Below are 12,751 nucleotides of genomic sequence, written 5' to 3'. Positions count from 1 at the left end.
AGGGGGCGAAGGGGGACAAGGGAGACAAGTGGCAAGTCGCAATTCAAAATTTCCTGACTCCTGTACGGGCGGGTTCATTTATACTCTCTGTTTAGCACGGAGTTTTTTGGTAAACCTGCCCCTACAACGTCTGACTCCTTACAAATAACCAATGACAAATGACAAATGACTATTCATAACATTCCAAACAAGTCGTCGTCTAAGTCGTAGCCTAGCATTTGACCCATAGATTTCAATCGTGCCGTGCTGGGGATCCCCATTTGTTGTAGCCAGTCATGCAGAACGAATACTTTTTGCATGAGGAAAATTTCTAGGGCTTCGGGATTGAATTGAATTCCTTCTTGGCGATGGAACTGATGGGGAACCAGCATAGCAGTGTAGCGGGACAGTTCGCCTGCTTTCCAATCTAAGAGAAAAGGTAGCCAGGGATAGCGACTGTCAAGGCGAATAAACCACATCCGTACTTCGGGAATTTCAGACAGTTCCCGTGGATCGTCTGAGGGACGAGGATAATCGATCTCGAAGCGAAGTTGCTGCTCGTAAGTGGCGATCGCCGATTTTTCTTGCGATATATTTTCGATCGTCTTGGCAGCTGGCAATACATCTAAGCTGTTGAAGTTGTCAGCCTTGAGAGAAATAGTGATAGTCATGGCGAAGTCAAAAGTCAAAAATCAGGAGTCGTAGGGGCAGGTTGATTTGTGCTGACTGTAGCTAGACGAGTATGTTATTGGTCAAACCCGCCCGTACAGAAGTCAGAAACCGGATAAAACGCTGCAAAGAATCTAGAGAGGCTTTACAACGTTTGCGCATGACATTCGCGCTGTTGATAATTTGTGCCTTGTGCCAGCAGTTTACGACCTTCATTCTCTCAAAATAGCGATCGCCTGCCGTAACAATTTTGGTGAATGCTAGATATACCTACAAAATCGTTGATTTATGCAGGAAGTTTTGTGAATCCAACTGCTAGCAACTGTATAGGTAGATGGTGGTGCGATCGCTCGGATAATCTATTTTTTAGAACAAATCTTGACTACAAGACTCATCTATGAATATTCAAAAGTCTAACTTTTCAATGAGATTTTGGTGGAAATTAGCTGGTTTGGCGGGAGTTGCTGGAGTTTTTGCCCTAGTTGCCGCTCCTGTGGCTGCCAGATTTTATCCTCGTTACGCGCTATTTCAACCTTCTGCTTAGAGTAGCTATCCCTATCGCAGTTTTAAGAGCAATATTGCCGAGACTCTGTCCAAGGAAGCTAAATTTGCCAACCTCGTTGATGAGCTAAAAGAAGCAGGTTTACTCGATACTTTAAAGCAATCGGGACCATTCACGATTTTTGCTCCTACTGATGATGCTTTTAATGCCTTGCCCAAAGATATCTTTCGGCGTTACAGTCAGCCAGAAAATCGGAAGAAAGTGCTGCAATATCACGTCGTCTCAGGTCATGTTACCCCCGATCGCGTCGATAGCGGTGCGATCGCCACAGTTGAAGGCAATGCTGTCAAAATTGCGATCGCTCCTGATGGGACGGTGAAGCTCAACGATGCTAATGGCAAGCACCCCTCGATTGTCACTCAAAATGGCGTGATTATTGAGGTCGATCGGGTCCTGCTACCACCTGATTTTTAGGTAATACACTTGTAGGGGCGCAATTCGGAGGGGACGCAATTCGTAGGGGGCGCAATTCGTAGGGGCGCACAGCTGTGCGCCCCTACGTGTATTTTATCTACTGCCAATTACCAACTAAAACAAACGGACTCCAAAAGTGAGGATGGCTGTACCGCTTGTCTTGCAGCAACGATAGTTGCGCCTGACGCATTGCTTCGGCGCGACTACCGACTTTTGTTTTCCTGGTTTGTTCGATTTGACGATAAAATTCGCCCATGAACTTAGCAGTGCTTTCATCCTGTACCGCCCACAGCGTTGCTAGCGTACTCCTTGCCCCTGCTCTTACTGCAACTCCTGCGAGTCCCAAAGTCGCTCTTTTATCCCCACTGGCTGTCTCGCAGGCACTTAGCACTAATAATTCAATCGGTTCGCGTCCTATTGGATTATCTTGCAGTAAATTACCTAGCTGTTTGACATTAATTCGGTTATCCCAGGCAAGGATAAAAGTATCGTCAGCTACAGAGCTAAACTGGGCGTGAGTCGCCAGGTGGACTATGGGAAACCGAAAATCGCTAATTGCCTGCTTAATTTGGTTACTGGTAAATTGTTCGTTGAGAAATTCCTGGGCTGCTAACCCTAGTTTTTGAATCTGGGCAAGTTCTACTTGCACGTTGTTCAGTGGTTCAAAACCTTGGTGAGGAGCAAAGTTAGGACGAATTTTGCTAATTCCTGCTGCCAAGGCTTTCGGCTCGACATCTGCAATCGGTTTGGGATCGAGTAGTTGTAAGCCTGGAGTTAAGCCCAAGGCATATTTTTCAATGAGATATTTATTGCTGCGGCGATCGCGCAAAATAGCCATTGGGATGTTTCGCAAATCTCCGTCAAGGACGAAAACTAAGGTTTTAACCTGAGATTTTGCTAACTCTGTCTCTAGGGGTTGGATCAGCCAATCGTACAGTTGTTGGTATTGGGGTAAAAATTCCTGTACGACGCTTTGAGGCTCGATCAGCGATCGCTGCACGCTTTCTATGGTACTTGCTAGCTGTGTGGGCGGAATTTTTTGCGTATGTAGGCTGGGATCGCGATTAGGTAGGCTCAGCAGCACTTCTAGCCGATCTGGGAAAATAATCGGATAAATTACCGCCGCTTTGGGATCGATGCGATCGATCTGTTGGGGATTTGCTTCGACACAGGCTTCGCGGAAAAAGTTGTTAAGTTCTGCTAGTTGTAGAGATTCGATCGCATTTCGTGCTTGGGTAAGATATTTCGTGCCATCCTTTGGCTTGCCCGTTTTTTCTAAGCTAGAGGCATATTCTAAATCGAGTTCTACCAACTGGCGATAGACTGGTTCAACACTTTCGCGAAACGAAAACTGGACTTCTGGATTAATGGCGACGAGATCGCTACGTAGTGATTGCAAGGCATCGTAGGCTTTAGTATAAGCCGCGATCGCTTCTGGAATATTGCCATTTGCTCTGTGGATGCGTCCTAATTGCCAAAACAACTGGTATGAAATATCTGGGGTTTCAAAATTGGAGGCGATACTGAGGGCTTGTCGAGTATACTGCTCGGCTGGTGATAAATTCTGTTTTCCTGCCAGTTCGTGCAATTCACCTCGATACCCCAAAGCGTAGGCTTGAGCGCGTTTATCTCCTAAAGTTGTAGCTTGTGCGGTTGCTTGGATTAAAAGTTGCTCGATTTGCTCAAATGTTGGTAGTTGTGGATTCTCTGCCGACTTCCGACTCTCCAGTACGGGCGCACTGCTGTGCGCCCCTACAGACTCCCCCATCAACTTAATCAAACTCTGGGCAAAATTTAACTGCTGGTAAACACCTGTATGACTGGGAGTTAAACTACTCATTTGGGGAAAAAGCGATCGCCATAATTGAGCAGCGCGATCGAAGTCCTGAAGTTTTAACAATAAAGTCAATTGATTTAGCTGTGCTTGCTGACGCAGGGTTGACGAGGAAGTTAGCCTGATGACTTCATCGTAAGCAGTTAATGCTTTTTCTTGGTTGCTCTCGCGTTTGCGGCGAACCCTTTCTGTTTCTGATAAAGTTTGTGCTGTATTACCAATGCTGAGATGAGTTGCAGCTACTTCAGCGGGAGAATTCAATTTTTGCGCTAGTTCTAAACTCGTTTCTAAAAATATTAGCGATCGCTCTGGCTGGGCGATCGAGCGAAGTAATTCGCCTAAACTTCGCAATCCGACTATTTGAGTTAGAGTCGGTGTTTTTGTCGCTACGGCTTGTAGTTTATTTGTTAATTCTTCTAAAGATATCAAACTTATGTCTTGACAATTATCGGCTTTTATAATTGTATTTACTATTTCTAATAAAGTCTTGCAAGCACGGGAATAAAGCCCTAAATCTTGCATCGCTTGAGCTTGGTTAATCTTACTTTGATCGGCTCGTTCTGGATCGATTTGCTGATAAATTTTTGTTGCTGCTTGCCAAGTTGATAGAGCATCTGCTGCTTGCCCCATCTCCCTTTGCAAATTTCCGTGAATGTCTAAAGTTTGAGCCAGAATTTTTTGTTCTTCTTGACTTTGAGATTGATTTTTTAAGAGAGCTAAACTGTTAGCGATCGCCTTTTTTGCTAGTTCCCATTGTCCTAATTTTTGGTGAGCTAAAGATAGATTGCTCAGTGCCATTGCCTGATTTAGGCTATCTTTTTGAGCTGCAAATGAGCTGATAGCTTGCTTCCATACCTCTACTGCTTCTTGATATCTTTCACTCTGATATAAGTTGGCTGCATTATTAGTAAGCTGCCTAGTATTTCCTTGAGCTTGGATAACAGAATTCGATAAATTTGAAGCAATAACAGGTGTAACTGTCGCTAACAAAAAAAATAGTAACACTACCAGAAATAACTTCAATCTCATAGCCCCCCTTTTTAAGGGGGGTTGGGGGGATCTGCGAGGACTGGCAAGTTTTCCCCACAATCGGGGCGAATCAAATTCGCTTTTACACAAACTCTTTCCGCCTGCGCGGACTAAGAAAAAAACTAGACGCAATGTGCAACTTTCACTTTTTCCTCCCTTAAAAAGGGAAGCTAGGGGGGATCTCTTCATGAGTAGCGTAGTTCTGCGATCCCCCAACCCCCTTAAAAAGGGGAGCCACTTGCATGGGTGGGTTTCCCGACTTGAGCAAAGTGGCGTGGCTAAGAAAAAAATCGGGCGTTGCATAAATAGAATTTTAAATAACCCGCGCAGGTGGGTTTTGCCCGCATAGCTACAATTTCCGATCGCCCAGCTCTTTTTCTTGTCCATATTTAATTTGAAAAATTCCCAAATTTTGACTTTTGACTTTTAACTTTTGACTTTTTAAATTAACGTGCCGCACAAGTAGCAGGATTTTGCCTAGAACGCTCAACGCCTTTATTCGTAGGATCGTAAGTTGTGAGCATCACCTCACCCTTGTTGTTGAACACCCATCCTTGAGCTGGTACGATTTCTTGAGTATGAGAATTTACGGATGGTAAGTTAATATTTGTTGTCGCAGTATTAGCTTTACTAGGAACAGGTGCAACTAGACCAACGCGCACGTTATCGCTGTTGAGAGTGCGGTCTGGACTAGGTGGCAATCCTCCCCGTCCTGTCACGGTAAATTCACTTCCTACACCCCGCTGGCAGGGGTTCTGAGCAATTTGCGTCGAAGGATCGACGACATTTTCCGGCAATTCAATCAACCCGCGACTGGGATCTACATCTGGATTGTTAATTGATATATTGCCTTGCAAACCAAATTCGGAACTGGCATTAATATCATTAGTGATAGAATTGAGGGGACGTTCTAAAATGCCAAAAATAGATTCGGCAGTAATATTAATATTTCCTCCTCTACCTTGAGCAGCATTAGCGACAATATCATTATTTTGCTTAGGGAAAGCAATAATAAAACCATTAGGAGCATTGATATTAATATTTCCACCATTGGCATTGTTAAGTGCTTGGGCGGTGATAGAGCTGTTATTACGCATGAATAAAGTATCATCAATTTTGAGATTGATGTTACCACCTTCACCAAATGCTGTAGCTGCGGTTATAGTACCGCGATCGAGATTAATAGAATCAGCGTTTATCTCTAAATTACCAGCAGTGCCAGATTCATCAAAAGCAGAAACAGAAATTTGTGCCTCATTATCTATTTTCAGCCGTCCAGTTTCAATTTTGATATTTCCTCCTCTTCCTGTGGCTCCTTGTTTAACATCAGCAGTCAACAAGCTAACACTTCTAGATCCTCTGAATGCATTTGCATCCTCTATACCTGATACTTCTATTAAGTCACTAGCTCGCACAGTTAAATTGCCAGCATTACCTAAACCAAAAGTAGCAGCTGATACTTGTCCCCCATTTCTAATCCTTAAACGTTCAGTTTCAATGGTTAAATTACCAGCATTACCTTGACCTGTACCAATAATTTCAGACGAATTGGAACTCCTTGCCAAGGAGGTTTCGGCAAATATACCAGTTGAATAAAAGTTATTTATTGACGACTCAAACACGTCTATGTCAGAAGCACGAATCAATAAATCTCCTGAATTTCCTATACCGAAAGTAGAAACCTGAACTTTGCTACCATCGCTAACACTCAAACGCTTGGTTTGAATTGTTAAATTACCTCCGTTTCCTTTCCCTTCTGGATTGACTTGAGCCAATAAACCACCAGGGAATCCAGTTCTTTCATTTTGCCCTGGAAGTTCTCCGCTTATCTCAATTGACTGAGATGCATTAACTGTCAAGCTTCCTGCATTTCCTCGATCAAAAGTAGAAGCTGATATTTGACTGTTATTGATACTAAGATTTTCAACATTGATAGTTAAGTTTCCTGCATTTCCTTCACCAAAAGTATTTGTAGATACTAGACCGCCATCTTTCACGCTCAATTTTTTAGTAGTGATAGTCAAGTTTCCACCCTGTCCTTTAGCACCACTATTAACATCAGCTGTTAAAAAAGTTGACGAACCATAAGCGTTTGGTATACCAATAATTTCAACCAAGTTACTAGCTCAGGGTAAGCGCATCTCAAATGCTATTGACAAGCGGATTTAGAGGCACGATTGTATTGGGATAAGCAAGCAGCAAGAATGGTCAGCATGTAGTGATTGTCCATAGCGGCTCGATTCGACTTTTGGCGATGACTACGCTGGAACGATTGCTCCAGGTTCAAGGCATTAAGAGCAATTCGTCGCAGCAGTGCTAAATTTTGTGGAGCATGACCAGTACGGACGCGGCAAGCATCTTCATTGAAAGTGACATCCATGCTCCAATGTAGACTATGTTCAACACTCCAATGCCAACGAATAGCTTGCCCCAGTTGAGGCGCATCATAGTTCAAACTAGTTAAATAAAACTGAACTTCACGGGTGGTTTTATGCCAAAGATGTCGTAGCCGCACTACCATGACAACGCATTGAAGTCCGACCCAATCATTTTGGTTGTGTAAAGTTGGTAGTTGAGAAATAGGAACGCACCAAACTTGTCTTTTTTCAGTACGATGATGACCTTTGTCTAGCCGTTCATCATAACTATGAATAATCCCTTCAAACCCTTGAGCTAAGTATTGCTCAAACCAATCTTTCACTTGTCCGTGAAGTGTAGGATGATTACCTTTAAGCGATAAGATATAATCAGCTTTGGCGTTAAAAATCTGAGATGCGATGGCGGTTTGTGTACCCATGGCATCAATCGTAATAATGCATCCTGCTATATCTAATAATTCCAATAACGCCGGAATTGCCGTAATTTCGTGAGATTTATCTGCCAGCTTAACTTGTCCTAAAACCAGACGATGTTCGCACGCCCATGCGCTTACCAAATGTATTGCTGATTTTCCCTGTTCTCTGTCGTAGGAGCCTTTGAGGGTCTTACCATCGATGGGGATTACTTGCACTCCTACTGCCTCAACTACAGATTTTACCCAGCCTCGAAAGCATCGCTCAAATACTTGTGGATTAATCCGTTCAAATACTCGTCTAAATGTATCTGCACTTGGAATACCTTCAGGTAAAGCTAAAAACTGCAAGAGCCATTCGGATTTACTTAATCCATAATTTTCCATGTCCTCCCATCCCTTACCTCCGGCAATTACTGACAATATTCCAATGATTAAAATATCTGTTAATACATGGACACGAGTTCTTTCTACACGTGGATCTTCTATCTCGCTAAAAACTGATACTATTTTTTCTGTCAGTGCACTCGCCTTTGCTCTACTCAAATCTTTTGAGCTTTTAATCGTTTGTTTTGGAGATTTGAAACCTGATGCCATGAGACTGACCCGTTAAGTATGATAGACGCTTTGAGTCCTTAGCGTACTACTTAACATCTTTCATACTCAAATTATCTCTACCAACCTACAGTTGTGCAACATAATCTGTAATCTTAGCTACAAAATTAGATGCGCTTACCCTGTAATAGCATACAATCAAGCAAGTAAAATTCGTCCTAAAGATTATCAAGTTTGGTACAATCGCGGGATGCTGCTATCGCAACATTTAAAGCGCCAAGGAGAAGCGATCGAATCTTTTGACCAAGCCATACAACTCAGAGATAACTTTCATCCCGCTTGGCTAGGAAAAGGTATCGCGTTAACAGAAATAGCACGCCATCAGCCAGCCCTCGAAGCCTTTGACCAAGCAATTAAACGGCAACCACAAGATCCTTTTATTTGGGCGAATCGAGGAGATACTTTAACAGAACTAAAAAGATATCGGGAAGCACGGGATTCCTATCAACAAGCGATCGATTTAGGATTTCCCCGTGCAGAATTAGAAACTCAGTTAGCAAATGCTCAAAAACTAGCAGCAGACTGATGAGAATTCGGAATTCGGAATAAATGCTGACGCTACACTACATGAACGGAATTCGGAATTGAAGACAGACTAACAACCAACTACCAATTACCGCTCACTTACTAAACTCCTGGTAAGCAGCACGCGAGACCTGCCGGATCAATTCTTTTGCTTGCACGTTATTGTGGGGGCGCTTGACCATAGCAACGGCAACATAGCGTTTACCGCTGGGCAGATCGACTAAACCGACATCCCCTACCATTGAACCAATATCTCCGGTTTTGTGAGCAATTGTTGCCCCTGGTCCCAACCCTTTTGGTAATAGCGTGGCTGTATGCGTGCGGCGCATGATATTGAGTAGGCGATCGTGCGATTTAACGGAAATTAGATCTCCTTTTTGCACTGCTACCATTAATTGCGCTAACTCTTTAGGGCTAGTCGTGTTTGTCCCTTCCAGATCTGGTAGTAAGTTCCGCAATTCTGTTACGGTCAAACCCCAGTTTTTGAACCGCTGATTCAAAGCTGCAATGCCACCCAAACGCTCTATGAGTAAATTAGTTGCCGTGTTATCGCTGACAATAATCATTTGAGTTGCCGTTTCTAAGGCAGTAAACTGACTACCCAACGGCTTGTATTGAAAGCCTCCCGCACCACCACCAACTAATTCTTTTTTTAAAGTTAACTTTTCGTCTAATCGAATCTTGCCCGCGTCTACATCTTGAAAAAAAGCAACCAAGATCGGAAATTTGATCGTACTTGCAGCCGCAAAAGTTGTATCTCCATTCCAATTTAGATAAGTGCCTGTCTCGGTATCGATAAAAAACATGCCAGGAAACAACTGAGTGTTGTTTGCTGCCAATTGTTGCATCAGCGTTTTTAGTGCTGTAATTTCTTGGGTTGGCTGAAGTGGTGCAGCATGGGCAATAGTTTCTCTGGCTTGTAGCTGCGGCATAACTTCCATCGCCGTAATTGGTATTTCTTCAGAGGTGATGCGTGTGGTAGGGTCTAAAGCCGATAGCACCGTACCCGCGATCGCGCTGATGCCAATTCCCAGAATTAACAACCGCAAGGCGTATACAATCAATTTATTTTGACGCTGCGGGTGTTGTCTTTGCTTACTCTGTTTTCTGGTTGGTGTTGGCAGTGTCTCGCCCGTAACTCTTCTGCTACCATTATCTCCAGAAGAAGTCACTGTTTGGCTACGGTTTTTCCTATCGCTGTTTCTGGATTCCCCAGAGACTATACGAGCGTCTTGTGGTGAGAAACGCCCACGTGGATTGCGCATCTTAGCCTGTTCGCGCTGTTGCGAACTACTTAGACCTTTTTTATGCCCAGCGTTTGACCGCTTACCTGAATTTGACGACCCGCTTTCTAGTACCATTGACTTACAGAAGACAACAAGGGCGAACTGGACTTGAACAATAACCTAACACTGCTTGCATGAGTTGTAAAAGCAAGTAGTATTGGGTCAAAGTTTATCTCAACCAATTTGTAATGGCGATAAATCTTCAGATGAAATATAGCCTAGAAAAGCACTAATAAGCGATCGCTAATCACCGATCGCTTCCGAATTCCGACTTCCACGCTTCCGAATTCTTCATAGCCCACTCCATCTGAGTTAATATCCCCCGCAACATTGATACTTCAGTATTTTCTAACTGAGTGCGGTTAAATAGTTGACGAAATTTTTCCATGCGGCTAGTAGCAGTATGAGGATAAAGATAGCCAATTTTGAGTAGTAGCGCTTCAAGTTGTTGGTAAAACCCTTCTAAAGCTTCTACAGAGGCGTAGTCAACCGCGATCGCACTCTTGTCATCGTTAACTCCCAATTGGCTGTATTTCGCCAGTTCGTAACAGCAAATCGCCACAGCTTGAGCTAAATTCAATGAAGGATAGGCAGGGTTGGAGGGAATGCGGATAAAGCGCTGAGCGTAGTACATTTCCTCATTACTCAATCCTCGCGACTCGGGACCAAAGATCAAGGCTGTTGCTTGTTCTGAGGTTGAAATTAACCAAGGTAAAGCCTCTTGCGGCTGCTCTAATTGGATGTCTAAGGTGCGAGGACGAGCAGTCGTAGCGATCGCCCTCGTACACCCCTGCAAGGCTGCTGGTAGCGTTTCGACAACTTGGGCGGCTTGCAAGAGATCGAATGCATGGACTGCCATTTGTTGTGCTTCCAGCGACAGCGGATCGCACTGGGGATTGACTAACACCAATTGCTGCAAACCCATATTTTTCATCACGCGGGCGATCGCTCCCACATTCAGCGAACCTGCTGGTTCCACCAGCACGATTCTTACCGCTGCCAAGGGGTAGCCGGGGGCTGCAAGCCCATTTTTACTGTAAGAGGGGGAAGTAGACTCATTCACAATTCCGTAAAATTTAGTTACTCTCTCAACAACTGTATATGGCACGCACTCGATCTAAATCTGACCTACCAACAAAAATTTGTCCAGTGTGTCAACGCCCCTTCACCTGGCGCAAAAAATGGGCAGACTGTTGGGATGAGGTGAAATACTGTTCCGAACGCTGTCGCCGTCGCCGTTCTTCAGTGTAGAGACGTTACACGTAACGTCTTTAGGAGTTACGCACAAGAAAATCTGAGATCTCAATTCCCCCTGTTCCCCCCTTAAAAAGGAGGGACTTTAAGCCCCCTTTTTAAGAGGGTTTGGGGGATCGACTGCGTAATACCAATTCTATTTATCCTTGCACTAAATCGGTCGCTCATAGCCCCCCTTGTTAAGGGGGGTTGGGGGGATCTTCCGTGGCGCAGTCAGATCAAAATGGTATAAGTCCTGGTCTCTGGCGATCGCGCGATCGAAAATAAAAAACCGCCATCTCCTGGCGGTTGTTGAGCAATCGGAGGGTTTTCAACAGCTTACCGATTCAGATTGTAGAGATTTGTAATGTTGTTTACACCAAATACGATTTCTGCCCTCGATTCACCATCGAGTGTCAATATTTAATAGTTTTTTCATCAACTGGCATGAGACAGTCTGCTATTTTTCCTGAACCAGTAGTCTCACCAGTCAAATTTCTTGTAAAGAAAGGATCGAATCCAAAAGCAGCAAGTCAAATTATTCTGTTTGCTTTTCTTTTGGAAACAATTTTCCTGACTGCTCTCCTAGCCAAGGATAACGCCGATGACTATTAATTCGATTTTTTTGTTTGGCGATCGCGATCTGTGCTGTTGCCTGTCGTGCCAACATGTCATATAAGTTCTTCCCATGATGCTTGTTGACTGACTGCGTGGACAGTCGGTGTTCCGGCGTATGGGAGTCAATCCAGTTGCGTTGCGCTTTCGCCTCCTGCTCCACTCTTGCAAGATACTGTTCGTCGCCTAGATCGCTCGCATAGTGCATGGCGGCTGTTAGCATATGGTAAGCAGCTTCATAATGATTGCTCGTTAAAGCTTGGTTGCTGAGCGCCATTAAGCTTTCGTAGATCTCGTCAGTTTCTCTGCTTTGTCGATCTTGCATTTGTCGTTTCCACTTCCATGCAGGCTAGGCTGGTATGTCCGACTACCTGTAGCCGATCGCGCCGATCTTACTAAAATAATAGCTTGTTGCTTACACTTGAGCAATCATCTTGAGCTGTAGAAGAATGCACTTACTTGTTTTTCTGGGCGTTCTTAGCTTGCTCCAAAGCAATTTCTTTAACCGTTTGATAAGAATTTACATTCGCTGCCCCTTCAATAGCTTTCACAGCTAAGTCTTGTACTTGTTTGGAAGTTGCCTCTAATTGTTTAGCAAGGCTTTGAATCCGCGCTTCTTGATTTTGAATAGTTTGCTCTAAAGAGTGGACGCGCTGTTCGTAAAATCGCTTTTGTCCTTCGACTTCTTTAGCATATAAATCCGATTTAATCTTTGCCTGATAGTGAGCGATGCCTTTTCCTTCTTCTGTTGCCTTTTTCAGTGCCGCTTCTTTTTCTTTAGGAAAGACTTCCACTTTAGCTTTTGCTTCTGCAAACTGCTTTTCGCGTTCCGCGATCGCTTTTTCTCTTTCCGTCCATTGTTTCTCTTGGGTTTGCTGAAACTCCTCTAATTCCCGATAAATATTTTTTTGAGTTTGTTCGTATTCTTCTACCGCTAATTTACGCTGCAATTCTAAATTATATTTATACTCCGCAGTCTCTCTTTGACGAGTTTTTGCTTGAGTTTCATTTCGTTCTTTAATCTTGACTTTATATTCTTCTTGCTCTTTATTCCATGCCTTAACTTTTGTTTCTACTTCCTGCTCTAAAGTTTCTCGTCTCTGACTAAACTCCTCGCTAAAAGTTTTTGAATTGTCTTCATAGCTTTTAATCAAGCTATCTAAAGTTGTGTCATCGATCTTTTTTAGACTATGTAGAAT

General features: G+C 43.7%; 12 protein-coding genes. 4 read left to right on the top strand and 8 right to left on the bottom strand.

The genetic code is table 11. The features are described from left to right. Positions 1-173: 173 nt before the first annotated feature. Positions 174-650, bottom strand: coding sequence for a CRR6 family NdhI maturation factor (locus C7Y66_RS27395; RefSeq protein WP_015153493.1), 477 nt, complete (start codon positions 648-650; stop codon positions 174-176). A 395-nt stretch (positions 651-1,045) separates the two neighbouring features. Between C7Y66_RS27395 and C7Y66_RS32130 the strand changes: the two genes are divergently transcribed. Both C7Y66_RS32130 and C7Y66_RS27390 read left to right on the top strand, forming a co-directional pair. Continuing rightward, positions 1,046-1,192, top strand: coding sequence for a hypothetical protein (locus C7Y66_RS32130; RefSeq protein WP_199197675.1), 147 nt, complete (start codon positions 1,046-1,048; stop codon positions 1,190-1,192). A gap of 33 nt (positions 1,193-1,225) precedes the next feature. Further along, positions 1,226-1,624 (top strand): fasciclin domain-containing protein, encoded by a 399-nt coding sequence (locus C7Y66_RS27390; RefSeq protein WP_199197676.1) that lies wholly within the window; start codon positions 1,226-1,228, stop codon positions 1,622-1,624. 97 nt (positions 1,625-1,721) lie between these two features. On the opposite strand, the gene C7Y66_RS27385 is transcribed toward C7Y66_RS27390, so the two are convergent. The 3 genes from C7Y66_RS27385 to C7Y66_RS27375 form a co-directional block, all read right to left on the bottom strand. Beyond that, the gene (locus tag C7Y66_RS27385; protein ID WP_233222879.1) at positions 1,722-4,487 is read right to left on the bottom strand and encodes a CHAT domain-containing protein; all 2,766 of its coding nucleotides are present in this window, start codon (positions 4,485-4,487) and stop codon (positions 1,722-1,724) included. 446 nt (positions 4,488-4,933) lie between these two features. Next, a complete protein-coding gene (locus C7Y66_RS27380; RefSeq protein ID WP_106547997.1) occupies positions 4,934-6,604 on the bottom strand; it encodes an S-layer family protein in 1,671 nt (556 codons plus the stop codon). 32 nt (positions 6,605-6,636) lie between these two features. Beyond that, on the bottom strand, positions 6,637-7,875 hold the full coding sequence (locus tag C7Y66_RS27375) for an ISAs1 family transposase (RefSeq protein WP_106547996.1): 1,239 nt from the start codon (positions 7,873-7,875) through the stop codon (positions 6,637-6,639). Between the two features lie 91 nt (positions 7,876-7,966). Here C7Y66_RS27375 and C7Y66_RS27370 point away from each other — a divergent pair, with 91 nt between their 5' ends. Then, a complete protein-coding gene (locus tag C7Y66_RS27370; RefSeq protein WP_255410074.1) occupies positions 7,967-8,419 on the top strand; it encodes a tetratricopeptide repeat protein in 453 nt (150 codons plus the stop codon). Positions 8,420-8,513: 94 nt separating this feature from the next. Here C7Y66_RS27370 and C7Y66_RS27365 read toward each other — a convergent pair whose 3' ends face one another. Together C7Y66_RS27365 and C7Y66_RS27360 are read right to left on the bottom strand one after the other, a co-directional pair. Then, complete coding sequence (locus tag C7Y66_RS27365; RefSeq protein WP_233222878.1) at positions 8,514-9,683, bottom strand: serine hydrolase; 1,170 nt, start codon at positions 9,681-9,683, stop codon at positions 8,514-8,516. Positions 9,684-9,951: 268 nt separating this feature from the next. Continuing rightward, positions 9,952-10,767, bottom strand: coding sequence for an RNA methyltransferase (locus C7Y66_RS27360; protein WP_233222877.1), 816 nt, complete (start codon positions 10,765-10,767; stop codon positions 9,952-9,954). A 38-nt stretch (positions 10,768-10,805) separates the two neighbouring features. Between C7Y66_RS27360 and C7Y66_RS27355 the strand changes: the two genes are divergently transcribed. Beyond that, on the top strand, positions 10,806-10,955 hold the full coding sequence (locus tag C7Y66_RS27355; RefSeq protein WP_015153501.1) for a DUF2256 domain-containing protein: 150 nt from the start codon (positions 10,806-10,808) through the stop codon (positions 10,953-10,955). A gap of 520 nt (positions 10,956-11,475) precedes the next feature. Here C7Y66_RS27355 and C7Y66_RS27345 read toward each other — a convergent pair. After that, the gene (locus C7Y66_RS27345; RefSeq protein ID WP_106547993.1) at positions 11,476-11,877 is read right to left on the bottom strand and encodes a hypothetical protein; all 402 of its coding nucleotides are present in this window, start codon (positions 11,875-11,877) and stop codon (positions 11,476-11,478) included. A 130-nt stretch (positions 11,878-12,007) separates the two neighbouring features. Next, positions 12,008-12,751: hypothetical protein (locus tag C7Y66_RS27340; RefSeq protein WP_106547992.1), on the bottom strand; the 744-nt coding region annotated here is incomplete at its 5' end.

The sequence above is a fragment of the Chroococcidiopsis sp. CCALA 051 genome, assembly GCF_003015105.1.
GTDB classification, from domain to species: Bacteria; Cyanobacteriota; Cyanobacteriia; order Cyanobacteriales; family Chroococcidiopsidaceae; genus Chroococcidiopsis; species Chroococcidiopsis thermalis.
This window is presented reverse-complemented; position numbering and strand designations above follow the sequence as displayed.

Coding starts and splice junctions, on each gene's coding strand:
- C7Y66_RS27395 (WP_015153493.1), bottom strand. CDS start 650: ATGACTATCACTATTTCTCTCAAGGCTGACAACTTCAACAGCTTAGAT.
- C7Y66_RS27365 (WP_233222878.1), bottom strand. CDS start 9,683: ATGCGCAATCCACGTGGGCGTTTCTCACCACAAGACGCTCGTATAGTC.
- C7Y66_RS27385 (WP_233222879.1), bottom strand. CDS start 4,487: ATGAGATTGAAGTTATTTCTGGTAGTGTTACTATTTTTTTTGTTAGCG.
- C7Y66_RS27355 (WP_015153501.1), top strand. CDS start 10,806: ATGGCACGCACTCGATCTAAATCTGACCTACCAACAAAAATTTGTCCA.
- C7Y66_RS27375 (WP_106547996.1), bottom strand. CDS start 7,875: ATGGCATCAGGTTTCAAATCTCCAAAACAAACGATTAAAAGCTCAAAA.
- C7Y66_RS27345 (WP_106547993.1), bottom strand. CDS start 11,877: ATGCAAGATCGACAAAGCAGAGAAACTGACGAGATCTACGAAAGCTTA.
- C7Y66_RS32130 (WP_199197675.1), top strand. CDS start 1,046: ATGAATATTCAAAAGTCTAACTTTTCAATGAGATTTTGGTGGAAATTA.